19 protein-coding genes are annotated in these 25,793 nt (G+C 63.4%); 4 read left to right on the plus strand and 15 right to left on the minus strand.

The window, feature by feature from the left end:
• Positions 1-7: 7 nt before the first annotated feature.
• From OQZ28_RS05035 to OQZ28_RS05045, 3 genes are all read right to left on the minus strand, one after another.
• The gene (locus tag OQZ28_RS05035; RefSeq protein ID WP_458135356.1) at positions 8-1,654 is read right to left on the minus strand and encodes a TIGR04028 family ABC transporter substrate-binding protein; all 1,647 of its coding nucleotides are present in this window, start codon (positions 1,652-1,654) and stop codon (positions 8-10) included.
• Between the two features lie 14 nt (positions 1,655-1,668).
• Positions 1,669-4,071, minus strand: coding sequence for a TonB-dependent receptor domain-containing protein (locus OQZ28_RS05040; protein WP_130732468.1), 2,403 nt, complete (start codon positions 4,069-4,071; stop codon positions 1,669-1,671).
• A gap of 151 nt (positions 4,072-4,222) precedes the next feature.
• Entirely contained in the window at positions 4,223-4,504 is a 282-nt protein-coding gene (locus OQZ28_RS05045; RefSeq protein WP_458135357.1) for a hypothetical protein, read from the minus strand.
• 299 nt (positions 4,505-4,803) lie between these two features.
• Between OQZ28_RS05045 and OQZ28_RS05050 the strand changes: the two genes are divergently transcribed.
• Positions 4,804-5,232 carry a hypothetical protein gene (locus OQZ28_RS05050; RefSeq protein WP_458135358.1) on the plus strand — a complete coding sequence of 143 codons (429 nt, stop codon included), beginning with the start codon at positions 4,804-4,806 and terminating at the stop codon, positions 5,230-5,232.
• Between the two features lie 44 nt (positions 5,233-5,276).
• On the opposite strand, the gene OQZ28_RS05055 is transcribed toward OQZ28_RS05050, so the two are convergent.
• From OQZ28_RS05055 to OQZ28_RS05070, 4 genes are all read right to left on the minus strand, one after another.
• Positions 5,277-5,552, minus strand: a complete 276-nt coding sequence (locus OQZ28_RS05055) for a hypothetical protein (RefSeq protein WP_458135359.1) — start codon at positions 5,550-5,552, stop codon at positions 5,277-5,279.
• Entirely contained in the window at positions 5,549-6,994 is a 1,446-nt protein-coding gene (locus OQZ28_RS05060) for a PepSY-associated TM helix domain-containing protein (RefSeq protein WP_458135360.1), read from the minus strand. The genes OQZ28_RS05055 and OQZ28_RS05060 overlap by 4 nt, the downstream gene beginning before the upstream one ends.
• A complete protein-coding gene (locus tag OQZ28_RS05065; RefSeq protein WP_458135361.1) occupies positions 6,994-7,317 on the minus strand; it encodes a hypothetical protein in 324 nt (107 codons plus the stop codon). The genes OQZ28_RS05060 and OQZ28_RS05065 overlap by 1 nt, the downstream gene beginning before the upstream one ends.
• Positions 7,318-7,595: 278 nt before the next feature.
• Positions 7,596-8,426 carry an IS5 family transposase gene (locus tag OQZ28_RS05070; protein ID WP_034927665.1) on the minus strand — a complete coding sequence of 277 codons (831 nt, stop codon included), beginning with the start codon at positions 8,424-8,426 and terminating at the stop codon, positions 7,596-7,598.
• 316 nt (positions 8,427-8,742) lie between these two features.
• On the opposite strand from OQZ28_RS05070, the gene OQZ28_RS05075 reads away from it, so the two are divergent.
• Positions 8,743-9,521 (plus strand): IS5 family transposase gene (locus tag OQZ28_RS05075; RefSeq protein WP_458135429.1). Its coding sequence is split into 2 segments (ribosomal slippage): positions 8,743-9,085 and positions 9,085-9,521, totalling 780 coding nucleotides; the frame shifts between segments, so codons are not numbered across the junction.
• Here OQZ28_RS05075 and OQZ28_RS05080 read toward each other — a convergent pair.
• The 8 genes from OQZ28_RS05080 to OQZ28_RS05115 form a co-directional block, all read right to left on the minus strand.
• A complete protein-coding gene (locus tag OQZ28_RS05080) occupies positions 9,511-10,581 on the minus strand; it encodes a type I restriction endonuclease (protein ID WP_458135362.1) in 1,071 nt (356 codons plus the stop codon). The two genes, OQZ28_RS05075 and OQZ28_RS05080, sit on opposite strands and share 11 nt — an antisense overlap.
• A 252-nt stretch (positions 10,582-10,833) precedes the next feature.
• Positions 10,834-11,604, minus strand: a complete 771-nt coding sequence (locus OQZ28_RS05085; protein ID WP_458135363.1) for a hypothetical protein — start codon at positions 11,602-11,604, stop codon at positions 10,834-10,836.
• 15 nt (positions 11,605-11,619) lie between these two features.
• Entirely contained in the window at positions 11,620-12,252 is a 633-nt protein-coding gene (locus OQZ28_RS05090; protein ID WP_458135364.1) for a type 1 glutamine amidotransferase domain-containing protein, read from the minus strand.
• A gap of 230 nt (positions 12,253-12,482) precedes the next feature.
• Complete coding sequence (locus tag OQZ28_RS05095; protein ID WP_165399200.1) at positions 12,483-12,647, minus strand: hypothetical protein; 165 nt, start codon at positions 12,645-12,647, stop codon at positions 12,483-12,485.
• 213 nt (positions 12,648-12,860) lie between these two features.
• On the minus strand, positions 12,861-13,229 hold the full coding sequence (locus OQZ28_RS05100; RefSeq protein WP_458135365.1) for a hypothetical protein: 369 nt from the start codon (positions 13,227-13,229) through the stop codon (positions 12,861-12,863).
• A gap of 148 nt (positions 13,230-13,377) precedes the next feature.
• Positions 13,378-13,632 (minus strand): hypothetical protein, encoded by a 255-nt coding sequence (locus tag OQZ28_RS05105; protein ID WP_458135366.1) that lies wholly within the window; start codon positions 13,630-13,632, stop codon positions 13,378-13,380.
• A 154-nt stretch (positions 13,633-13,786) separates the two neighbouring features.
• Positions 13,787-22,345: a GH36-type glycosyl hydrolase domain-containing protein gene (locus OQZ28_RS05110; RefSeq protein ID WP_458135430.1), complete on the minus strand. Its 8,559-nt coding sequence runs from the start codon at positions 22,343-22,345 to the stop codon at positions 13,787-13,789.
• A 53-nt stretch (positions 22,346-22,398) separates the two neighbouring features.
• Positions 22,399-22,575: a hypothetical protein gene (locus tag OQZ28_RS05115; RefSeq protein ID WP_458135367.1), complete on the minus strand. Its 177-nt coding sequence runs from the start codon at positions 22,573-22,575 to the stop codon at positions 22,399-22,401.
• A 285-nt stretch (positions 22,576-22,860) separates the two neighbouring features.
• On the opposite strand from OQZ28_RS05115, the gene OQZ28_RS05120 reads away from it, so the two are divergent.
• Together OQZ28_RS05120 and nhaA are read left to right on the plus strand one after the other, a co-directional pair.
• Positions 22,861-24,450, plus strand: coding sequence for a cation:proton antiporter (locus OQZ28_RS05120; protein WP_130731779.1), 1,590 nt, complete (start codon positions 22,861-22,863; stop codon positions 24,448-24,450).
• Positions 24,451-24,611: 161 nt separating this feature from the next.
• Positions 24,612-25,760: a Na+/H+ antiporter NhaA gene (nhaA, locus tag OQZ28_RS05125; RefSeq protein ID WP_458135368.1), complete on the plus strand. Its 1,149-nt coding sequence runs from the start codon at positions 24,612-24,614 to the stop codon at positions 25,758-25,760.
• Positions 25,761-25,793: the final 33 nt, after the last annotated feature.

A 25,793-nucleotide genomic window follows, 5' to 3' on the forward strand; every position in this document is an offset into this window, starting at 1 on the left:
CCTCATCCTACGGCCTTGCCAGCCAGGTACGGTAGAAAACAGGTCGCCCCACGGCCTCGAAATGCATGTCATGCACGCGGGCCGACCCCGCATAGACCTGCGGCTCCTCGAATATGGGAATGCTGTAGCCCTTGGCCAGAATATCGGCCTGCACGCGGGCGAGGTCGGCAAGGCGGGTGGCGGGATCGGTGTCGGAGGCGACCTGGTCAAGCAGTCCGTTGAGTTCGGGGTCGACAAAGTGGTCCACATGGCGGCTCTGCCCGCCTTTTTGCAGCAGCACGTTGCGGTTGGTGGGGTAGAACGCGCTCTTGATCACATCGGGGTCCGCGCGGCCCACCTCGGCATGGAACAGGGGGGTGACGGCAGGGTTGAGGTTGTCGAGCACCGTCATGGCCGGGCTGCCTGACAGGATGGTCAGCCGCACGCCCACCCTGCGCCATTGCTGGGCCAGCAGCACCAGCATGCTCCGGCTCTGTGGCTGGGGCAGGGCCTCATGCACGGCCAGCGCCAGGGCCACGCCATTGCGCCGCCGCCAGCCATCGGGGTCCATCGTCCATCCGGCCTCATCGAGCAGGCGGGCGGCGAGGGTGGGGTCGTAGGCCAGGTCCGCGCCGTGATCGACAAAGCCCTGCGCATCGGCGGCAATGACGGAGCGCGCCAGCGGGTAATGGGGGGAATAGAGTGTGCGCAGGATGTCGGGCCGGTCGGTGGCGTGCAGCAGGGCCAGCCGCACGCGTGGGTCGGCCACCAGCGGATTGTCGGGGCGGAAGACCACGCTGTTGTTCACCCCACGGGTGGAGGCGGCGTAGATCGTATCACCATGGCGGGTGATCTGCTCTTCATCATAGGCCTCGACCGCGCGGGCGAAATCGGCCTGGCCTGCAATGAAGGCGCCAATGCGTATGCTGTCCTCGGGCACCACGATGATGCGCACGCCCGCCAGCCGGCTCGGCCCCTGCGGGGCAAGCTGGGCAGGCCCCCAGGCGTAATCGGGGCGCGTGACCAGATCGACCGACTTGCCCGGCACCTCGTCGCGCACCACGAACGGCCCGGAGCCGATCACATGCCGCGCATCGCCCCATTCATCCAGCGGGCGGCGCAGGCTTGCGGGCGAGACCAGCCCCGAGCCGATGACCGACGTGCCCTGCAGGAACCCGGGCGAGGGTTTGCTGAAGTAAAAGCGCACTGTCAGCGGGTCGATGACCTCGCTGCGCTCGTAATTGTTGATGACTTCGGAGGGCGGCAGGTGCAGCGCCCGGTTGCCCTTGCCAAAGGTATCGTAATTGAGGGCTACGGCCGCCGCATCAACCGGCGTACCGTCAGAGAAGGTAACGCCGGGGCGCAGCGTGAAGGTAAAGACGGTGCTATTTTCATTCACGCTCCACGTGGTTGCGATCCATGGCTCGATTGCGAGCGTGTCGGTGTTCTGCCATGTCAGCCGATCCGTGATCTGGGCCAGAATGCCGCCGTTGGGGTAGAAGCCACCGGCGGGGGGGTAGAGGTTCTTGTGCGGCTGCTTTTCCAGGTAGAGCAGCGTACCGCCAGATGTGGCATCGGCGGCACGTGCGGGAGCTAGGGCGTGAAAAGCCAGGCACGCGGCCAGCGCAGGCACTGGCCACGATAAGGGCATGAGGGCACGGAACGGATGAAGCATGCAGTGCGGGCCGGTCAGAACGTGTATCCAAGGCGGGCGTAGTAATAACCGCCCTCATACCCGCCGGGCGCGGTCATGGGGTAGGCGAACACGCCGCTGCTTTCCTTGAGCGCCTGCTTGTTGGTGCGGGTCGGGTATTTGTTGAACAGGTTGTTGGCCCCCAGCGTAATGACAAAACCATGGCCCACCCGCGCCGAGGCTTCAAGGTTTGTTATCACCTGCGGGCGCACATGGGTCCAGTAGGCGCCCGGATCGCTCTGGTAGACCAGCCACGCCACCCCGGCATAACGCTGTTCCTGCACAAAGACGCTGTAGCGCCCCTTGCTCCAGTTAAGCGAGAAGGATTCCTTGTTCTTGGGCGATGAGCGCAGCAGCTCCGTCTCGGCCGCCTTGGAGAAGTAGGTCTGCCCCAGCGTGGTCAGGATGCCCGGCGTGGAGGCGTAGTGGGTCATTTCCGTATCGGCCGCATTGGCCTGCACGGAGCCGATCAGCACGCCGTATGAGGGCTTGATGGGGAATTTATAGCTGATCTTGGCCGTAAAGCCATTGGTGGTGGTGTTGCCCACATTGGTCATGTAGCTGGCATAGGTGATGTTGTCGCCCACGCCATGGGCCGAGAGGTAGTCGGCCATGACCGTGCCGGAAAAGGCGCTGGTGCTCTCGATGCGGTCATTGATGTCGATGCGGTAGCCATCAATCGAGAGCTGCAGGTCGCGCACCGGCTTCCAGTCCAGCCCGATGCTGTAGCTGCGCGAGTATTCGCCCTTGGGGTTGTGCGAGCCGAGCAGGCGCGCGACATCGTTGGTCTGTGACAGGTTGACGGTGGTGTAGCCCGGCCCCGAACTCGTGGCATCGTAATGGATCGCGCCCAGCGTGGGCGGCCGGTAGCCGGTATTAACGTTGGCGTGGATCGAGAAATTCTTGGTAAAGTTGTAGCGCGTGCCGATCGACCCGGTGGGCGCGGTGGTGGTGTCGGAATAATTCACCACATGGCCGCCGATCGTCCATTCCCATTTGGGGGTGACGAAAATGTCCAGCCCCACATGGCCATCGAAAATGTCACGCGACCAGTTGCCCGCATTGCTGGGCTGAAAGCCGTTATAGCCGGTCGCACCCGGCGAGTTGCTGCCGGTGTAATCCGGCCCCGTGGCCCATGACTGGTAGTCGCCCGCGCCGATCTGGTAGGTGTCGTGCCGGTATTCCAGCCCCCAGTCGAGCACGGCAGGCTTGGGCAGCGCGCGGCTTGTGAAGCGCTTGGAGAACTTGGCGCCCCCAATCAGCTCGGCATTGACGATCTTGCCCTGGTTGAAGCTGGTCTGGCTCAGCGCACCAAAGGTGGGGTTGTTGTCGTCATACACGCCCTCATTGACCTGTTCGCGCCCGAACGAGGCATAGGTGTTCCACGCAACACCCGCGGGCATGGTGCCGCGCAGGCCGCCATTGACCTGGAAATCCATTTCATCAAACGTCTCGATCGGCTCGAACCCGTTGGGGTGGAGCGATGGCACGTTGTTGATGTTGGTCGCCCCGCGAATGAAGCCGATGCGGTCGGTGCTGCGATGGGCAAGGGTGGCTGTGCCATAGGCCTCGACCGAGCGGCTGATGGGCATGTGCGCGTTGAAGCTGAACAGTTCGGCCAGCGAGCGGCTCAGGCCCTCGATGCGGTTGACATCGCCCAGCGTGGGGTTGATGCCATCGCGGTGGGTGGGGAGCTGGTTCTGCACCTGCCAGGCCAGGTCCATGCCGCCACCCTTGCTGCCAAGCTGGCGCTCAAGGTCGCCATAGGCGGTAATGCCCTGGCCGTCACCCTTGTAATAGCCGCTGTTCTGGATGTTGGCGGTGCCACCATTGCGGTTGCCCGCCTTGAGCACGATGTTGATCGCGCCGCCAATGGCGTCCTGCCCGTACAGCGCGGTGGCGCCCTCGGTCACGATTTCCACATGGTCGATCGCGCTGAGCGGGATCAGGCTCAGGTCAGCCGGTTCCGTGCCCTGGGCCGGGCCATAGTTCCAGTTGCCAATTGCGCTGGCATGGCGGCGCACGCCATTGACGAGCACGAGCGTTTCATCCGCGTTGAGGTTGCGCAGGATGACGGTCTGGGTAGGGGTGGTGGAATAACCACCGCCACCGCCACCCGGAGGGGCGTTGATCTCGGGCGAAGACTGCTGCAGCGCCGCGATCACGTTTGTCTGCCCGGTCTTGAGCAGGTCGGCCCCCGTCACGATCGCGACACGCGTGGTGCTGTGGCGCGGGGTGGAGGTGCGGAAGGCGGGCGAGACATCGCCCACGTCCTTCGTGGTGGTGATGCGTTCGACCACCGGATCGGCCCAGGCCCAGACAGGAGAGCAGGACACGGATACCACACCCGTCAGAAGGACAATTTTCGAGAGCCGTACCGGCCTGTGGTGCGTGTTCATCCTGCGTCTTTCCTAGACTGAAGCCCGGTGCGGGCCTGGTGCAGAGTCCTGTTTTGTGTCGTGCTATATTAATTCCACAACATAGATGTGTGTATAATTCGCCAAAAATAACCCGGTCAACGGGTGAATATGGTTTTACCGTGTAATTACGTTATTTATGATGCCCCATGTGCATAATAGCCACACTTGCCCCCGCAACCATGTCACCCTGCGCCCGTGCCATTCTGTCTATATAGAAAAGACCGGCAGCCAGAAAACGGGAACAGGTAACCTGAAGGCCCAGATCATCATAAGCCGCAAAGGTTATTGTAAAACTGCATGATGGTGGTATGGCCATGATCGCCATCCTGACGGTTTTAACCTGTATCGTGATCAACGAACAAGTGGTCATTGCGTTTGCTTGTTTTGTTTTTGAAACATGTTTTTCATGCATGCCACCAGCATGAATAAGCAGGTGGAACAATTTTACTATTGGAATCGTTAATTATGTCACACGCCCGGGAGCCGTGTGCGCACCCGCCGGACCAAGTAACTGGAAAAGTTCGGCCTCTGGCCCGCCTTTGTGTTCAGGGGGGAGTATGCGAGGGTAAGCGTGGCAGGATACGGCGGGCCGGGTCATGCGGCGGCGGCATGCCTGCACCCGCCCTCTGGCGGGGGAATGATACAGGACTGTGACAATCCGCCATTGTTTTGTCGTGCCGGGCCAGCACGATGGCAACATAAGGAGTAAGGATGATGACTCGTACAAAATCATGGACCGTGGCCTTTGTTGCGATGGCGCTGGCACTTGCGCCCGTGGCAGGCCCCTCCATTGCGCATGCCCAGCACGGCCCCGGTGGCGGTGGCCCCGGCGGTGGAGGCCATGGCGGCGGATTTGGCGGCGGCCCGGGTGGCCACGGTGGTGGCCCCGGTTTTGGCGGCCCCGGTGGGGGTGGTTTCCGGGGTGGGCCGCATGGCGGTCCGGGTGGTGGCCCACGCGGTGGTGGCTGGGATCGTGGCGGCTGGGATCGCGGTGGCTGGGGTGGCGGCTGGGATCGTGGCCCCGGCTGGTACGGACCGCCGCCCTATCCATATGAGGGATATGGGTATGGATATGGTTATCCCGGCTATTACTACCCCTATGGCGGTTATGTCGGGGGATGGGGTTGGGGCGGGTGGTAAATCCGGCTGAAGCGGCCTGAAGGCAGCCTCGCCGAAGATATTCCTTACGGGCGGTCGGTCAGCCTGTCTCTCATGGCAAGGAGGCTGGCCGCCAGCAGGCCGCCAAGCGACAGGGCGGCAAACCATGAGAGCAGCCCCGTAACCGGCCCCTGTATGCCCACGGCCAGCCCAAGGGCCACAAGTGGCAGCCCGGACCGCATCATGCGGGCGAGGCGCTGGCCGCCAGGGCCGGGAGCGGGCAGCTTGTAGCGTGCGGACCACAGGACGGCATGGCACATGAAGGCTGCCAACCACAGCGCGAGAAGAAGCACGAAGGTCATGCTCCCCGCCACCCCAGCCTGTGGCGGGCGTAAAGTGCCATGATCGCGGCCCCTGACCCCATGCCATCCACCGCCATATGCAGCATCGGCAGCGCACGGAATGCGGCGGGGCAGCCCAGCACGTCCAGCACCGGCAGGGCGGCGCCCAGCAGCCCGACAAGGCCAAGCTGCGCCCGCCATGCCAGGCGTGCCTGCCCCCGCAGGGCCTGAAACAGCGCATGCAGCGCGCACAGCGCCCATACGCTAAAGAAAATCCTGGTTTCCCAGTCCTCACGCCCGGGCAGGCTGGCGGGTACAAGCCGATTGCCCTCTAGAAACGCCAGCATGGCGGCGGGTAGCCCTGCAATGACGGCCACGTTCAGCCCATCGGCCAGCCGGTGGGCCCATCTGTGGCCCGCATGGCGGCGGCGCTTCATCACGAACAGGACCAGCCCGCTGGCCATGACGGCGGTGCCGCACAGCCCGGACAGGAAATACAGCCACCGCAAGCCCGGCGGGGCAAAACGGGCATAATGCAACCCGTGCATGAACTGCATGGTGCGGGCGATGGGTGTGGCGGTTGTATCAACCGGGAGGGGGCGGCCCCCGGGCAGGCTGAAATCGGCATGGTCACGGGTCAGGAACGCGCTGCTGGCATCGCTTGCGGAGATGGACACGCGCTGCGGCGCAAAAAGGATGAAACCCGGCGCCTGTCCCGGCAGGCTGGCGCGCGCCTGGGCCAGCAGGGGGGCAAGTGGCAGTTGCGTCATGTCCGGCATCGGCGCGGGGGCGGGGGCATTCGCCTGCATGGGCCGCGCGGGCGCGGGCACGATCATGTCCGCCTTAACCAGTACGCCCGTATAGGCCATCATGACGATGAAGGGCAGGAACAGCACGCCCGCCAGCAGATGCGCATCAAGCCAGGCCCGCAGCCGGGCCGCAGACAGGCGCAGCATGATGATATCGGGCACCAGCGCGTGGATATGAATGACCACGCCGGACACAACGGCCACCAGAAGGGCCATTCCGGCAATATTGACAATAATGGTGCCCATCTGTGGGCCAAGGAACAGGGTGTGGTGAAAATTGTAGAACAGCCCGCCCCCCGCCGTAATCCGCGCCGGTATGACCGCGCCCGTGGCCGGGTCGAGCCGCGCGCCAACAAATTCATGGCCGTTGTAATGCAGCACGTCCAGCGTGGGCGAGCGGGCCGAGGGCAGGGCGATAAAGGCCGATACGCCACGGGCCTGCCCGGCCGCGACGAGGCGCGCCGCCGCATCGAGCGCGGGGGGGCTGGGTGGCGCAGGGGCCGCCAGCTGCACTTCCGGCTGCATCCAGCGCGTGATTTCCATATTGAACACCGCCACGCTGCCGGTGGCGAAGATGCAGGTCAGCACCAGCCCGGCTCCATAGCCAAGCCAGCCATGCAGCCAGCCAAGGCGGGTACGCAGGGTTTCGCGCATCAGGTTGCAAACAGCCCCAGGCCTGCGGCAAGGCAGCCACAGGCCCCTACCATCAGCAGCCCTGCATGCCGTTTCCATGCGCCAAAGCCCACCACCACCATGACCGGCAGGCCCAAAAGCGCAATCATCTGGCCCAGATGGACGCGGTCGGTCCCGCCATCTGCGGCAATGCCTGCCACCAGTAGGCGGACGACCCCATAGGCCAGCAGGCAGGCCACCACGGCGCAGGCCACCCTGTTGCGCTCAAGGCGTGCGGCGCGCGCGCGCCGGTCAGGGGCCATGGTGGAGCGCGGGTGAGAGGCAGGCTCATGAATGCGACGCATTTGCATTATGTGCCTATGCCACATAATGCCTGCACTGCGAACCCCAGAACGATATTATTCCATGCCACAGGGGCGGGGCGCTTAACATGACGCCACGTCATGTTTCCATGCGTGGCTTGGAGTTTTCTATATGTGTTTTGAGAGGGGCAGTATATCTGATCCGGCACTCAGTGTAGCAGTATGAACATGACGGCAGCGACCATTACGATACCCTTCTATATGAAGGTCGGTCAGGGGCCTGCTATTTGGTGTCGGAAGGCATTCTCTCAGAGCCTGAATCAGAAAGCGGTTTGATTGATTTTTCGCAGAACTCTGCGGATATGGGCAATCATCAACCACGCGTGGGATGACGAGATTGTTGCCTCGACATCCTTCGTGAGGCGACGGCAACGTCCGAGCCATGCAAAGCTACGCTCCACGATCCAGCGTTTGGGCAGGACGACGAAGCCTTCGGCCCGATCGCTACGTTTGACGATCTCGATCGTCCATCGGCCGAGTTCAGCCAGCGCACCACGCAACTTCTCGCCAGCATATCCCCCGTCACCGATCAGATGGCGAAGCCAGGGAAACAATGAGCGTATCCTGACCGCTACCAGCGGCGCACCATCACGATCCTGAATGTCGGCGGGATGTACAACAGCCGCCACGACATGACCCAGCGTGTCGGTCGCGATATGTCGCTTGCGTCCCTTGATCTTCTTGCCCGCGTCATAACCGCGTGGGCCGCCATTTTCAGCGGTTTTAACCGACTGGCTGTCGATAATGCCCACTGAAGGCGTGGCGTCTCGCCCGTCCTGCTCACGCGACAGGATCACGAGAATATGGTTCATGGCTTCCCATCGTCCCTCGCGGATCCAACGGTAGAAATAGCCCTGCACGGTCGTGAAAGCGGGAAAGTTACGAGGCAATTGTCGCCACTGGCAACCCGTAGTGACGATATAGAGGATCGCCTCCATGACCCGGCGCAAATCCGTACGTCGTGGTCTCCCCAGTCGTTTCCTCTCGGGCATCAAAGGCGCAATCAGCGCCCACTCCGCATCGCGAAGGTCGCTTGCATACTCCAGGTCGTCCCTTTGATACTGCGCTCGGGTGATTTCAGTCCAGGCCATCTTGATCTCATCAGGTTATCGCAAACCCATGAATCATAACCCGCTGAAATCACTCAACTCATTTTCGGTCAGACACTCAGTCACGATCACAATCCTGCTTGTGCCGATTCAGAATGCCTCCGCCATGCTTGCTGTTCTGCAAGGTTAGGAAAGAACCATTCCTTTTGTCAGTTCTCTCCTTTTATGCGCTTTCCTTTAATACCCATGGCTTCGAAGCGCGTTTTAAAAACCTTAAGAAGTTGTTCGTCCAGGCCGCCTAGGGCCTGTTAGGCCTTGAATGACAGAACGGATTGCATAGCTGTTTATGATGAGCATGATGCAGTCTGTCTTTTCTGATGCCGCCTGGTCTGTCTGGGAGCCGTTGATCGAAGAAGTCCGTCCGAAGGGGAAGACCCCACCGAAAAACCTTCGACGGACGATCTCCGCGATTTTCTGGCGCCATCAGAACGGCGCGAAGTGGCGCGCCCTGCCATCTGAGTTTGGTCCCTGGTGGATTGCCGCACAGTTGTTCATTCGCTGGTCGAAGCTTGGGGTGTGGCAGCGTCTCTTTGAAAAGGTAAGAGGCACTGACCCGGAATTGGGCATGGTCTTTCTCGATGGCACGACGATCCGTGCTCATCACAAGGCGGCCGGGGCCGCCAAAAAAGGGGATACGGTGAACGCCGCAGAGATCGTGAGGCGCTTGGCCGCTCACGTGGAGGCTTTGGCACCAAGGTCTGCGTAGCGGCAGATGGACATGGCAAAGCATTGTCCTTCACACTGTCGCCCGGACAGGCACATGAACTGCCATCCGCTTATGCCCTGCTCGACGACCTGCCACACCCACCGACCTATGTTGTTTGTGATCGCGGATATGCTTCGCATAAATTCCGTGAATATCTCTGGGACCGGGGATCTCGTCCTGTCATTCCGCCAAGGAAGAATGATCCAGAAGTCGCCTGTCCCAGATGGGCTTACAGACACCGGCATCTGGTCGAAAATCTGTGGGCAAGGCTCAAGGAATGGCGGGCTGTCGCGACCCGATATGAGAAAACCGCGGCATCCTTCCTCTCCGTCATCCTCATCGCGGCTACAGCAGAATATATCAAGGCCTAACAGGCCCTAGTTCATCAGAACCAAACTCACCACCGAATTCTTCACCAAAATCAAATGTATATTTCGTGCCTTTGTTTTCGTAAAAATCGAAAAGACGACCAGCACGTTCTTTTCGATAAAAAACAACAAATTTCCCTTTGTAATTTTTGTATTCCACTCCTGGAATTGCATCAAAAAGATCATCATTATCGGATAAAAATGCCAAACGCCTCTTGGCATACTCATATACCTGCAATTCTGTATCGGTAATAACCGGCCCATCGCCCGGTTTTGTATCCGCATCGCTTTTTGATGTATCTGGAACGAGAACAGGCTTGTCCGTTTCTTTATCTTTTACCGGCAGGTCCAATCGCTGAAGGATGCGTAAATTTACAAATTCAGCAAATGCGTTCTTGGTTAATTCCGTATATTCGACAACCGCCTTGGCCCGGACATGTTTAAGTCCAATATTTTGCAAAAGAAGGCGGACGAAAGCCTCACTGGGGGTAACAGCCAGTTCTTCAATCTGTTGAACCAGATTTTGGAAAACAAGTTTGCGCTTGGCTTCAGCGCCAATATTTTCTGGGTCAAAGTTGGATTTCTGTAGGCTTTTCAGCCCATCAACAACCGAATCTTCAATTTTGCCTTTGGCAATTTCGCGTAGATCAAATGAAAGGAAAGCATTTGGATCCATCATGTTAGGCTCGTCAGAGTCCGCATAGAACTCATAAACCAGACCATCGGTAATGACACCCATTTTTACAGTGTGGGCTGCATTGAAATATGATTTCAGTTGGCCTCTGTCATCTTTGAGCGGCGCGCCAAGCGCCTTGCATTCGATAGCAATGACGGGATGACCTTCACGGAGAACCGCATAATCAACTCTGTTTTTATATTTTTCTGAAAAGTCTGCATGATGCTCCGGGCAGACTTCATCCGGGTTCATGATATCATAACCCAGGAATTGCAAAAATGGCAGCACAAGAAACATTTTAGTGGCTTCTTCATTGCTGCAACGTGGTGCGAGACCAACCATACGTTCTGAAAATACTTTAAATTTTTGCCGAAAATCGTCTGACATATCTGTCTCGCCTGGAAATTTTTCAAAAGTTACGAATTAAGGCGTTTTTATGGAAATCTTTTCAGGAAATTACAGATATTCAGTTTTTAAATATAATAATTCTTTAAGTATTTTGAATTTTCTGATAGGTAAATAATAAATACGGCAAATTACATTTTTATTGAATTTTATAAACAGTAGATAAAAATATAGTTGGATAATCAATGATTATCCAACTATATCGTCTGAACAATAAATGATATTGAAAATATTTTATACCGGCTGCGCCGCAGGGGGCGTGAGGCGGCCGGGATTGGCTTTCCAGTCGCGCAGGGCTTCCTCGCAATAGGGCAGCACCTCGAACACGGCCATGGCCCCGAGCGCGCCTAGGGCATAGCGCAGGCCCAGCGGCACGCGCTTGAGGCGGATGGGGTGGGAGCGGATCACCTTGCGCCCCAGCAGCGCCTGAAGCTGCGGCCAGTGCAGCACGGCCACCAGCGCCACGGCCAGCAGCGGCACCATTTCGAGGAAGCTGTGCACATGCTGCTCGACGGGCTGCACCTCGCGCCGTGTTACGGCATAGCTTACATCCCACATTGCCGTGGCTTCATGCACGAAAAACGAGGCGATCATCAGTGACAGCACCGGGGCGTCGATTTCCAGGAACAGGCCCGCCAGCACGGGGAAGGCGGCCTCGCCGAGCATGAGCAGATGGATGCCGGTTTCCTTCAGCCCGGTCGTGTGCTCGATATCCGTGCGGCGGTGGCACCACCAGTCGGTCAGGCCCGCTGTCAGCCACAGCGGAATGACAAAATACTGTATCATCTTGCGCGCGACCTGCCGTGTCGTGTCGGTCTCGGCGGGTTCGCGCTCATGGGGTTCGGGGTGGGCTGCGGGTGGGGCGGCATGCGCCGTGGCCACGGGGGCATCGGCTGCAACCTTGCGCCCGCGCCACCAGGCCACGAAACCGGCCCCCAGCGTGGCAGCACCCGCGCACAGCATGGTGGAGGCATAATAACGCAGGAAAGTCGGGTTCTTCATCATCTCGCTGCCCTCCGTTTAATGTGCTGCGCGGTGGGGAGCCTGGGCAAACAGGGTGATGATGGCCGGGCAGAACGCCTTGAGGTCATGCGGGTTGCGCGACGTGACCAGCGTGCCATCGCTTACCACCTCGCGGTCCACCCAGTGCGCGCCTGCGTTGGTCAGGTCCATGCGCAGCGAGGGCCATGAGGTGAGCGTGTGCCCGCGCACGCCCCCGGCGTTGATCAGCGTCCATGCGCCGTGGCAGATGGCGGCAATGGGCTTGCCAGCCTGCACGAACGCCCGCACGAAGCCTACGGCCTGCTCGTCCATGCGCAGGTGATCAGGGCTGGTCGTGCCGCCGGGCAGGACAAGACCGTCAAAATCATCGGCTCTGGCCTCATTGACCGGCATGTCCACATGCAGCCGCCGGGTGGGGTTTACATCGGCCTTCATGGCCTGGATTTCACCCGCTTCGGGCGCGACAAGCACCGTATGGGCGCCCGCCGCGCGCAGGGCCGCCGCCGGTTCGCTCAGTTCCACATCCTCCACGCCATTGGTGGCCAGGAAGGCAATGGTGCGGCCGGCCAGCGTGCCGTGGGCCGTGGGAGCCTGCGGGCTGGAATTGTGTGTGGATGAGGCTGACATCGCGCCGGATGCATGGATGGCCATGGCTGTTCTCCGTGTGCTGTAAAATAGAATGTTGCTGTGGGCTGGTGCCTGCACAGGCATGAACCGCGCCCGCAAAAGGGCGGGATGCTCGCGTTCCCGCCCCGAAAGGGTCTGGCAGGCAGAGGGCCTGCCTGCCGCTAAAAAGTTTTTGCTGAAGCTTTTTTCAAAAAGCTTCGAAAAAAGGCGGCGCCCTTTTAACGGCTATCCTCATCTTGAATGAGGATGACGGCTCACTTCGTATTGTGCGGCTGTGAGCGCGGGCCGGTGGTGCGCCCCTGCGAGGGTGGGTCACTGGCCGGAAAGCTCTCGTCAAGCGCTTCGTCGCGGCCCTCGTCTTCATGTTCCTCGGCGGGGGTGGGCGGCTTTTCTTCCTTGGGGTCGGGACTGCTGTTCATGATCATGCGTCCTTGTTCTGCAGTGGCGGGGGTGAAGGTGGCGGATCATCAAACGGGTCGGGGCCGCCTGGTCCTGCCGGCGGTGGGTCACGCAGTGGCGGAGGTGGACCCGGCGGGGGCATGGGAGGCTGGCCACAGGGAATGTACATGCCTGTTCTCACATAAGGCACGGAGCTGCGTAATAGGGGCGCGGGCTCCGTGCGGCTGCGTGGCTTACTGTTCGCTGCTATCGGCGGGGGAGGGAGTCTTGTTCCCGCCACGGCTGCTGCGCCCCTCCGACCCAGGGTGGGTATGGCTGTGGCCATGCGGGGTGGCGCTGCCGGAGGCATCATTATTGTTCGGCGGCTGCGTGCCGGGCTGTTCGCCCACGGTGCGCGGGTTGTTCCACAACTTGTCCGACGGTTCGACGCGCTGGCCGTTCGTGGAGGTGGCCGAAGGCGGGTTGCGCCCCACCTGCGAGGCCGCTGAATCGGCCGTGGGCGCCGGCTGCTCGTTGGGCATGGCCGATGACTGGGCCATGGCGAGGGCGGGTACACTTGCCACGACAGCTGCAAGCAGGGTGGAATGCAGGATCTTTTTCATGGTTGTGTCTTCTTTCATTTTGGGAATGCGCCACGCATTGAAGCCATCATGCCCGGCAGGAGTTGCATCATGCATCTGCCTGTCGAGTGAATACTTCTGCATGGTCTGTATACGGGCATGAATACTGAACGGATGGCCCGTCGCGCCGTCAGGGCTTCCGGGCGGGTGTCGTGCCGTTCTGGCCTTCGGGGCGGGCGTGTTCGTCGCAGCCTTCGGCGCAGCGCTGCTGGCCCTTGTGGCTGGTGGCCTCGACCCGTTCGTCATTGTCGAGGCTGGATTCAGGCTCGTCCTCGCCCTTGCGGGGCTTGCCGTGTCCTTCAGCCTTCGGGGCGGCGTGGCCTTCATCCACGGGGGCTGAAGGGGCATCGCCGCCGCGCGCGCGCTGGTGCGTAAGGTAAGACATGATCCCTGTCCTTTATGGAAAGGCAGCAGTAAAAAACGTGTTCTGTCCTGCTGTCAGTCAGTCAACGGCACACGCGCGGGATGGTTCGGGCCTTTTGCACGGGTATTGGTAAATTAATAAGTGATGCCGCTGCGCCTGAAACCGGCGCCCTTCGTCACGTCGCTGCCTGTGGCGGGGGGCCGAGTGTCACGGCCACGACATGGGTTGCGCCATCATCGACCATCGTAATCGGGTCGGTGGCGGCCAGGGCCACGCCATCGAGCACGACCTGGCGCACGCCCGTGCTGACATGCCCGGGGTTGCTGACCGTTATGGCGTAGGTGGCGGTGCGCCAGCGCAGCCGCGCCGTGAATCCGGGCCAGCCGGGCGGAATGCACGGCTCAACCACCAGCGTCGTGCCCAGCACGCGCAGGCCAAGCAGGGTTTCCACGCTCACGCGCTGCATCCATCCGGCCGAGCCGGTGTACCACGACCAGCCACCACGCCCCACATGCGGCGGGCGTGAGTAGATGTCGGCTGCGACAACATAGGGCTCAAGCCGGTAACGCCCGGCGGCCTCGGCGGTCCGGCTGTGGTTGATGGGATTGATCATGTGCAGCAGGGCCTGCGCCTGCGCCCCATCGCCCTGGGCTGCGAAGGCCATGACGGTCCACAGCGCGGCATGGGTGTACTGGCCGCCATTTTCACGTATGCCGGGCGGGTAGCCGCGAATGTAGCCCGGATCGGGGCCGATGGTGTCAAAGGGCGGGGCGAGCACCAGCACCAGCCCTTCATCGGCGCGCACCAGCAGCTTGCGCACCGAGCGCATGGCATGGGCCACCCGATCAGGCGCACCCACGCCGGACAGCACCGACCATGACTGGGATATGGCATCGATCTGGCATTCCACGCTGGTGTGCGAGCCCAGTGGCGTGCCGTCATCAAAATAGGCGCGCAGGTACCAGTCGCCATCCCATGTGGCCTCGAGTGCGGTGGCGAGGGCCTGCCTGTGAGCTTCCCACGCCTGGGCGCGGGCATCCTCGCCCCGGCTGCGCGCAAGCGGAATGAAGGTGCCCAGGGCCACGTGCAGGAACCACCCCAGCCACACGCTCTCGCCCCGGCCATGCTCGCCCACGCGGTTCATGCCGTCGTTCCAGTCGCCCGTGCCCATCAGCGGCAGGCCGTGCGCGCCCGTGGCCAGCGCCTGATCGAGCGCGCGGGCGCAGTGCTCGAACAGCGTGCCTGCCTGTGGCGAGACTTCCGGGATCATGAAGCGGTCATGTTCCTCCAGCGGCAGGGGTGGCGCTTCGAGGAAGGGGACGACTTCGTCAAGCACGCCGCTATCGCCCGTTGTGCTGACATAATGCGCCACCGTATAGGCCAGCCATGCCCGGTCATCGGAGATATGGGTGCGCACGCCCGCGCCGGTCAGCGGCAGCCACCAGTGCTGCACGTCGCCCTCCACAAACTGGCGGCTGGCCGCGCGCAGCAGGTGGGCGCGCACGGCTGCAGGGCGGCACAGCGCCAGCGCCATGCCATCTTGCAACTGGTCGCGAAAGCCATAGGCCCCGCTGGCCTGGTAGAAGCCCGCCCGCGCCCAGACCCGGCTGGCCAGGGTCTGGTACAGCAGCCAGCCATTGAGCATGATGTCGAGCGCGCGGTCGGGCGTACTGACCTGCACGGAACCCGTTACCTGCTCCCACTGGCTGGTTGCGGCTTCAAGCACGCGGTCAAGGTTGGCCGAGCGGTAGTGGGTGATGAGGCGGCGGGCATCGGCCTCGTTTTCGCCTTCGCCGAGCAAAAAGACGATCTCGACACGGCCGCCCGGCGGCACGGTGGCCATGGTCTGGACCACGCCACACGGGTCCAGCCCCGCGCCGGTGCGGCCCTGCACGCCGTTGGGGCGGGTGAAGGCGGCAGGGTTTTCCACGCTGCCATTGCGCCCGAGAAAGGCGGTGCGATCCCCGGAACTTGCACTGAGGTAGCCGCCCATATCGGCAAACGCGACCCGGCCTGCATACTCCGCCTGCCAGCGGTTGCGCGCGAACAGCGCGCCCGTCTCGCCGTCGCGTTCGGTCAGGATGAAAGGGGCTGCCCTGCTGCGCGCGGGGCCAAGCACCCATTCCACATAGGCCGTGACCGACAGGGTGCGCGGCTGGGCGGAGAGGTTGCGCAGCTGTATGCGCGTGATCTTGACCGCGTCAGTAGGCGGCACGTACTGCAAGAGCGTGCTGGCAATGCCGTGGGCCACGCGGTCCTGCCGTGTATAGCCGTGCCCGTGGCGGGTAACGTAGGTTGCCGCCGCGTCGCGCCGTGTCGCGGCACTCGGGCACCACAGCGTGCCGCTGTTCTCGTCGCGCAGGTAGATGATCTCGCCGGCGTGGTCGCTGACCGGGTCGTTCGACCACGGGGTAAGCTGGTGCTCGCGGCTGTTGCCCGACCAGGTATGGCCGCTGCCTTCCCCCGTGACCTGAAAGCCGAATGTCTCGTTGGTGATGATGTTGACCCATGGCGCGGGCGTGCTCTGGCCGGGGCCAAGCACGATCACGTATTCGCGCCCGTCCTGCGCAAATCCGCCATGCCCGTTGAAGAATTCCAGTTCGGGCACCGCTGGCGCGGCAAAGGCCGTGGCGGGGTGGCGCGGCACGGGGGGCACCGGGGGGCGGAGGCGTGTCATCGGGCCTTCGGCCAGGTCAAGCTGTTCGGCCAGCCCCTGGCCTGCCACCAGCACCACGCGCGCAATCGACACGATCAGGTCCAGCACCACGGGTGTAACGAGATCGGCGCGCAGCACACGCACCGAACCCGCCGTGCTGGGCGTGCGCGGCGTGGCATGCACCATCTGGTCGAGCGCCACCTGCAGGTCCTGCATGTAGGAGGACGGATGTTCGTTGAGGATGACAAGATCAACCGCTACCTGTTTGAGGCGCAGATATTCCTGCGCCACAAGCACAAGGCGCACCACAGCCGTGTCATCCGCCGCCCTTATGCGCAGCACGAGCAGCGGTAGGTCGCCTGAAATGCCCTGTGCCCAGAGCAGCGGCTGCGGCCCGGCCCCCCGGGCAATGCTCGTGGCGTCGGCCCGCAGGGCCGGGCCTGCGTAAAGGATGTGGCCGGCAAGGCGCTGGAACAGGTCCGCCGTGGCGGGGCTGATGTCGAGATGGCGCAGCTGCACCTGCGCCTGCGTCCAGGCCAGGGTGCGCACGCGCTCGAACGCGGTTGCATCCTGGTGGGTGTCGATCATGTCCAGCAGGGCGGCGCGGGTGGGGGCGGCCATGGTCCACAACGTGAGGCGCGCCACGGCGCCTGGACGGATGGAGAGCGTGGCGCGGATGGCGAAGGCCGGGTCCAGCACCGTGCCGACAGCACCCGACAGGCGCGCGCGCGCGTTCAGGGCCGCGGGGTCATGCACATCATGGCGGCGGCCGATAAAGCGGGCGCGGTCAGTTTCCACCTCGATCGGGTAGTCACACACCGCCATCTGCGCCACCCATATCCCGGCCTCGTCGGGCGCGCGCCTGCGGCGGGTGGCGAGCAGCGCGCGGGCCTCGGGCAGGTATTCGGTCTGCACGAACAGTTTGGTGAAGGCCGGGTGCGCCAGATCGGCGTCCTGCCCCAGCAGGGCCAGTTCGCTGTAGCTGGTGACCTCGATTTCCATCGCCTCGCTGCCGGCGTTGTAGAGCGAAATCTGGCGGGCTTCGGCGTCATCCTCGGCGGAGACGAATATTTCCAGCGTCGTGGTCAGGTTGCCGTCACGGCGGGCGAACTCGGCGCGGTCTTCATGAAAGGCCACGCCGTATTCATCGGGCCGCGCGGCGCAGGGCTGCATGGTGGCGGACCACACCCGGCCCGTGTTCCGGTCGCGCAGGTAGATGTACTGGCCGTATTCATCACATGTCATGTCCTCGCGCCAGCGCGTGATGGCCTGGCCCAGCCAGCGGCTGTAGCCCGACCCCGCCGCCGTAAGCATGACCGTGTACCGCCCGTTGGAAAGCAGGTGCGTGACCGGCTGCACCGTGTCGGCCCGGTCAAGGTAACGGCCTGCTGGCGTTGTGACGGGTGGGGCGGGGGCCTGACTGTCATCTTCAAGCGGCAGGGAGCGGGCCACGGCGCCCCTGCGCGGCGCGCGTTCATGCAACAGCAGTTCGGTCGAGGCCATGAGCGGATCATCATGAAAGCGCGTGCGCATGATGCCCCCCATGAGCGTATCGGCCACCGCAAGGATCGTCATGCCCTGATGGTGCGCCATATAGGCCCGTATGATCGCGACAGGGCTGCGGTCAGGCACGCGGCCGGGCGTGTAGTCGAGGGATTCATAAAAGCCGTACCGGCCCAGCGCGCCGGTTTTTTCCAGCACGTACAGATTGGCCACCGCCTTTTGCGGGTCGATCATGGCGGCGAGCGCCGTGGCGTAGGGGGCCACGACCCGGTCCAGCCCCAGCCCGCGCTTGAGCCCCAGACCCGGCACGCCGAAGTTGGAATACTGGTAGGTATATTCCAGGTCGCGCACGTTATAGGCGGATTCCGATATGCCCCACGGCAGGCCGCGCGCCTGCCCGTAGGCGATCTGGCGCTGCACGATCAGCGTATTGGTCTGCTCGAGCAGGCTGCCCATGGGCGCGCGCATGACCAGAGAGGGCATGAGATATTCAAACATCGACCCCGACCACGACACCAGCGCCGCCCCGTTGCCCACCGGGGTGATGGGGCGGCCAAGGCGGAACCAGTCCTGGGCTGGCATGTCGCCCTTGGCGATGGCGAAAAACACCGCCAGCCGCGCCTCCGAGGCCAGGAGGTCATAGCAGTTCCCGTCCTGCGTGTCCTCCGCCACGAGGTAGCCGATCGAGAGCAGCTTGCGCGTCGGGTCGCACAGGAATCTGAAATCCATTTCCTGCGCCATGCGCCGCGCCGCCTGCGCCAGGGCCGCAAGGCGGGGGGCAAGGGTTGCGTGGAGGTCCGTGTCAAGGTCGCGCTGGTGGCTCTCCAGCGCGCGCAGGGGGGCCGCAATCCAGAACAATAGGTCCGTTGTGGTGTCAGGTGCCGTATCAGGCAGGTTGCTGTACAGCACGGCGGCATGATCGACCGCCGCTGCCGCCTGGCGGCGCAGGCGGGCGAATTCGGCTGCCGACCGGGCGGCGGTGTCGGACAGGACCGCGTTTTTCAGCCCCGTGAGCAGGCGCAGCAACTGCCGCTCGGGGGCGCTATGATTACGGCGCGCGCCATTGCTGAAGGTGAGGTCCGCCATGGCGATGTTGAGCGCATCGGCCAGACCCGCGCGCCACGGGTCGGTTTCGGGCCCGTGTTCGACCCAGCGCTGGCATGCGCTGGCCAGCGCAATGAGGTGGCCGGCCATGTTGCCGCTATCCACGCTCGAGACATAGGCAGGCTCGAGCGGACGCAGGTCATCGGTTGCATACCAGTTGTAAAAATGCCCCCGGTAGCGCGGCATGCGCGCCAGGGTGGCGAAGGTTGCCTCCAGCCGGGCCACGGTATCGGCCAGCCCGGTCCAGCCAAAATCACGCGCGCTGATGGTGCACAGGAGGTAGAGGCCGATATTGGTGGGCGAGGTGCGGCGTGCCAGGAGCGGGACCGGGTCTTCCTGAAAATTGTCCGGCGGCAGCATGTTGTCGGCCGGGGTGACATAGGTCTCGAAAAAGCGCCATGTGCGCCGTGCGGTCATGCGCAGGGCGCGGATATCGGTGCGCGAGGGGCGCGAGCGCGCGGCGATGACCGGCGTGCGGCTGGCCCACATGGCAATGGCGGGCGAAAGCCCCCACAAGACTGCCACCGGCACGCACAGGAACAGGCTCCATGGCGCCCACAGGCTGATGCCTGACGTAATGCTGGCCGCGAGCACCGGCCCGGACAGCATATGCCCGTAATACCCCGCAAGGCCGGGGCGCATGCGCCCGCCCAGCTGGTCGGCTGGCACCCATTGCAGCATGTGCCGCCCTGTCATGAACACGCGCACCAGCGTGCGCCCGATCGCATCAGCCATGAGGCTGGCCTGATGGGCGAGGAAGGTGATGTTGAGGAAGGTCATCACCCCGGCCTCGGCGCTGGCGGCGGCGAGCACGCTGAAATAGCTGCGCAGCGTGATCCATTCCCGTCGGGGCACGAAATCGGCCAGCACGGGCAGGAAGGCGGGCAGGGCAATGACCAGCAGCACGAAGGCGGTCCAGGCAAGGGCCACGTGAAAGGGCAGGAACCACGCGCCTACCAGTGCCGCAAGTGCGAGCGGCATGCTGAGCGTGCGGCGCAGGTTGTCGAGCATCTTCCACCGCGCAATGCTGGAAACGTGGCTGCGTGGCGTGCGGCCCGGGCCTGACAGGACCCAGGGCAGGAGCTGCCAGTCACCGCGTGTCCAGCGATGCAGGCGCTGGGCGGCGATAAGGTAGTCGGTGGGAAAGTCTTCCACCACCTCGATGTCGGACACCAGCCCCGCGCGGGCGAAGATGCCCTCGAACAGGTCATGGCTGAGCATCGTGGAGTCCGGCACGCGCCGTTCAAGCGCCGCCTCGAAGGCATCGATGTCGTAGATGCCCTTGCCTGCGTATGACCCCTCGCCAAACATGTCCTGGTACAGGTCGGACACGGCGGCGGAATAGGCGTCTATGCCGCTGGCGCTGGCATAGATGCGCTGGAACAGCGTGCTGTGGTGGCCCACTGGCAGGGCAGGCGTGAGCCGTGGCTGGAGGATGGCATAGCCTTCATGCACCCGGCCCGATACGGGGTCGAAGCGCGGGGCATTGAGCGGGTGCGCGATCTTGCCGATCAGGCGGCGCACGGTTTCAAGCGGCAGGCGCGTGTCGGCATCGAGCGTGATGATGTATTTTATGGCCTGTGGCAGGGGGTGTGCCGCTGGCATGAAGGTGGTGTCGGTCGCGCCACGCAGCAGGCGGTTGAGTTCATGCAGCTTGCCGCGCTTGCGCTCCCAGCCCATCCAGACCTGTTCGCTCTCCACCCACACCCGCCTGCGGTGCAGCACGAAAAAGCGCGTGCCACCACGGGCGGGGCCATATTTGTGGTTGAGTTTTTCCACCCCCGCCAGCACGGCAGCCAGCAAGGGCTGGTCATCGGGCGCCTCCGGGCTGGGGGTGTCGGGCCAGTCGGTCAGGAGGGCGAAGTGTATTTCGTCATCACGCGTGGCAAGGTAATGCACCTCGATGCGGGCCAGCAGGGCGGCTACGGTAGCGGGCGTGGTGAGCAGGGCGGGCACCACCACCATGCTGCGTTGCGTGGGCGGTATCCCCTCCCTGAACTCAAGCCCCGGCAGGGCGGTGGCCTGTATGACCCCAAGCGCCAGGCGGTTCACGCACGCCACCGCCGCCTCTGATGCGGGCACGAAGGCAAGGGCCGCCAGCAGCCACGAAGCGCCCCCCATGGCGGCATTGCACAGCCACAGCGGCAGGGCGAGGAACAGCAGCGTCAGCGCAGTGACGACAGCGCTGTAGGCCATAATGCCGCGCGCGCAGAATGCCCGCACCAGCGTGAGTTTTGCGGGGGGGCGGAACCCGATGGCCTCTTCCAGCCGCGCCCGTCCGGCCATGAGCAGGTAATAGCCGGGATCGGCGCGGCGGGGGTCATCAGGCGTTGCGGCCTGTGCCTGCCGGGCCATTGCCACCGCGCGTTCGGCTATGGCGATTTCGCTCAGCCCGCTGCCACGGGCCAGTTCCTCAATGGCCTTGCGGTACAGGTCGCGGCTGGCAAAATCGGCCCGGGTGAAGCTGTCATAGGCTGCAAGCACCCGGTTGACGAGGCAGACCCGCTCGAAAGCCTCGGTCCAGTCAAACCCCGCGATCAGGCGCAGGCTGGTGATGATGTTGCGGATGGTGGCATTGAACGCGCCCTGTTCAAGCAGGTCGTCGTGCACCGCGTCATCCATGGTGGTGCCCCGGTCGGCCAGGCGTTGCGCCAGCCAGATCAGGGCGGGGTCTTTTTCCGGGTCCAGCCCGCGCGAGCGGTGGGCAAGCTGGGCGGTAAACGCATGGGTGAGCATGTGCGGCGCCACCGAGGCGAGCAGGGCGGACAGGGCGGCGGGCGTATCCTTGCGGCAGGCGGCGAGCCGGTCGGCCAGAGCGTCGGCTTCGCGCCTGCTGGCATTGTTGGCCATGATGGCGCCCGTGACCCGGCGCAGGTTCTCGATCAGCACGATGCGCAGCGTGATGGATACGGCCCAGAGTTCGCCAATGTTCAGCGGCGTTACACTCTGGTAGGCCAGCAGGTAACTGTAGAGCATGGCGGGTTGGATATTGCTGTCGGTGTGCGCCACGAGCGCCCATGTCACGCCAAACACCCGTGGCAGGCCTGCAAACGGGCCGTCCGCCAGCTTGGGCAAGCGCGCGTAGTAGCCCGGCGGCAGGTCAAGGTCCGTCTCGCGGATCTGCATGTCGATCAGGGCATAGTTATCGGCCAGCCACTGGGCGGCGGGGGTGAGTTGCCGGCCGGCCTGAATGGCCTCGGCAATGCGGGCATCCGCCGCGCGCAGGAAGGCGCTGTTCTGCGCCAGCCTGCGTGACAGGGGCTGGCCATATCCGCGCGGCCCAGAGGTTATGGTCTGGGCCGCGGCCAGGCTTCTGGCATGGGCTTCGAGCCGTTCGGGGCCAAAAATCTCGCTTCTGAGCGGTGCGGCATCCTCCTGCCATTCCGGCTGGGCGGTCCATCGGGGCAGGCGCGCCAGCCAGGAGCGCGACGCACCACCGGGTCGAGAGGGGCGGCGTGTGGTGGCGTTCATGTCATGCTCCAGCCGGAGCGCGTGGCGCAGGACCGCCACGCGCTCGCGTGATTTCATTTACGGAAAAGGCTTTTCCTTGGCTGTTGCGCCGGGGTGGCGAGACGGTGCGACAGGCAGGGCCGGGCCTGCGCCGGTGGTGTATCGGGCCGTGCGGGCGCCAGTGTACGGGATGGGGGCTTGACCACGGGCTTGTCCGGGCCTTGTGCCGGGCGGGTGCGGGATGCATCCATCGGCTGTCCTCCTTTGTCTGGAGCGGGTGGCTACATGTAAAGGGTGGTGCAGGGGTGCCGCGCGCAAGGGCGGCCTGCATGGCATGAACGGGCGGTAGGGGGCACCGTTTCATGGCAGTGTCGGTATTTTATTTCATTCATGCGGCCATGATTGGTCTGATGGTATGGCGCGACACCAAAAAGACATGAATTATTTCCACTCATGGCCATGAATATTTTGTCAGATACCGATGGCATGGCTTGCGCGTTAAAGGCACAGGCCCGGCTGAGACAGGTATGACGTTCATGTCCAATGTAGCGCGCTTTGAGTATATCCTCATGCTGATCGTGCTCATCGTCGGGCTGGAACTTGCCGCGCGCAAGATGCGCCTGCCACCGGCTGCGGCCCTTGTGCTGGGCGGCATTGCCATAGCACTCGCCCCCGGCCTGCCGGTGCTTGAAATCGATCCTGACCTCGTGCTGATCGTGTTCCTGCCGCCGCTTTTGCTGGCGGGGGCGTATTTTTCCGTCTGGCATGCGTTTCGCGTGCACCTGTTTGGCATCCTGCAGCTTGCGGTGGGCGGGGTTGCGTTCACCACGTTTGCCGTGGGGCTGGCCGCGCACTGGCTTATTCCCTCCATGCCGTGGGCGGGGTGTTTCGTGCTGGGCGCCATTGTCGCCCCCCCCGATGCGGTGGCGGCCAAGGCCGTGCTCAAGCACGTGGTCCTGCCCGAGCGCATCACCACGCTGCTGGAAGGCGAAAGCCTGCTGGATGATGCGGCGAGCCTCGTCATCTACCGCTTTGCCACCGTTGCGGTGCTGACCGGCTCGTTCAGCCTTGTCCATGCCACCGTCACCTTCGCGTGGCTGGCCATGGGCGGCCTGGTGCTGGGCGGCGGGCTGGGGTGGTTGTGGATCAGGCTGCTGCGCCGGGTGCGCGACCGGATCCTGAGCATTACCATGACGCTGCTGCTGCCCTGGGTGGCCTATATCGGCGGGGAGTGGCTTGGAGCGTCGGGGGTCATTACCACGGTCGTGGCGGGGCTGGTGCTGGGGTGGCGGCAGCATGACGTGTTCAGTGCCGATGAACGCCTGCGCTGGGCGGCGGTGTGGGAGGTGCTGGTGTTCCTGCTCGAATCCCTCGTTTTCGTGCTGATCGGCATGGCGCTGCACGCCATCGTGCTGCGCCACAGGGGCACGGGCTGGGTGGCGCAGGATGTGTTTGCTCCCGTCATGGGCATTGTGCTGGCGGTCATGATCTCGCGCTTTGTGTGGATGGCCCTGACCGAGGGGCTGCGCATCGCCTGCGTGCCGCCATCACGGCGGCCGGGCGTGCGGGGGTTCATGACCTATGTTGCGGTCATGGGGTGGTGCGGCATGCGTGGCGTGGTCAGCCTGGCCATCGTGCTGGCGCTGCCCGAGGGCATGCCCGAGCGCGACATCATGCAGATCGCGACCTTCGTGGTCATTCTGGCCACCGTGCTGGGGCAGGGCACAACCATTGGCTGGCTGATCCGCATGACGGAGGGCGCGCGCGGGCAGGTGGCAGGGCAGCGGCACTACCTTTCGGTATCGCAGGCGCGCGCCCAGATCGCCCGCGTGCAGGAGCGCATCATGCAGCATCTGGCCTATGATGCGGATGGACAGCTGGTGCATGATCGCCTGCTTGAGCAATATGCCTACCGCGCGGAGCTGGCCGAGCGTTTCAGCCATGAGCAGGAGGCGCTGCAGGGGCGGCAGGATGCCCATTACCGCGCCCTGCTGGCCACCATAAAGGCAGGCCGCGCCGAATTGCTGCGCCTGCACCGTAGCGGCGAGATCCATGACGCCGTGCTGCACCAGCTTGAACATGAACTCGACCTGCAGCAGATGACGGCGGAAGGTGCGCTGATCTGAGAGGGCTCTTTTAAATCAGCCCCAGCAGTTTTCGAAGCTTTTTGAAAAAAGCTTCACCAAAAACCTTTGTATTCCGGGTTATCTGTTTTGTGGTTACGCTTTTTGCCCCGCGTGCGTGCTGTTATTGCAATGCGGCTGCGTTCGGGTGCAATGACAGCGGAATGAGTATTTCGACTGCTTTCCTGCCGCGGCGCCTGCAGGCTTTATGGCGTTCTCCCGCAGGGGGTGCCTGCGTGTTACTGCTGGCCTCCGTGCTGGGGTTCGGGCTGGCCAATTCGCCATGGGCCGGGGCTTACGGGGCGGTGGCGCACTGGCCGCTCAGCCTTGCTGTCCTGGGCGCACAGGGGCCACGCACCTTGACCGCTTGGGTATCCGATGGGCTGATGGCGTTGTTTTTCCTGACCATCATCCTCGAAATCAGGCAGGAAATCAGCGATGGCCATCTTTCATCACCCCGCAAGGTCGCCCTGCCGCTGATTGGCGCGCTGGGCGGCATGGTGGTTCCGGCCCTCATTTACGTGTTCACAACCCGTGGCGCGGTGGAGGCGGCGCGGGGATGGGCCATACCGATTGCAACCGATGCCGCCTTTACCCTGCCCATCATCCTGCTGCTTGGCGCCCGCGTGGCCCCGGCGGCACGGGTGTGGCTCATGGCGCTGGCGGTTTTTGATGACCTGCTGGGCATCGGGGTCATTGCGATCTTTTACGGCTCCGCGCCCTGCTGGCCTGCCTTGGGCTGCGCGTGCATGGTGCTGGCGGGGCTGGTTGCGGCCCGGCGTGGCGGGGTGGTCAATCCGTGCGTTTACGGGTTGGGCGGCGTGCTGTTGTGGGGCTTGTGCGTGCGCGCGGGCGTGCAGCCAACGCTGGCGGGCGTGGCGATCGGGGCGTGCCTGCCCGCCCCGCTGGCGCGACCGGGGCTCAACACGGTTGTGACATGGGGGGTGTTGCCGCTGTTTGGTTTCCTCAATGCAGGCGTGTCGCTTGCGGGGGCGCATATGGGCATGCTGCTGGCGCCCGTGCCGCTTGGGGTCATGCTGGGGCTGGTGGTGGGCAAGCCCCTGGGCGTTTTTGGCGCGAGCATGCTGGCGGGCAGGGTGGGTTTGGCAAGCCTGCCGGAGGCGAGCTCGCTGCACATGCTGTTCGGGCTTTCGCTCTTGTGTGGCATTGGCTTTACCATCAGCCTGTTCATTGCCAGCCTTGCCTTTACGGACCCCGCCCTGGTGGGGGCGGCGAAGCTGGGCATATTCGCAGGCTCCCTTATTGCTGCGCTGTCGGGCTGGCTGTGGCTGCGTTTCGGGGGCAGGCCATAGAAGTTTCTGGTGAAGCTTTTTTAGGAGAGCTTT

It is taken from the genome of Komagataeibacter sp. NFXK3, from assembly GCF_054182245.1.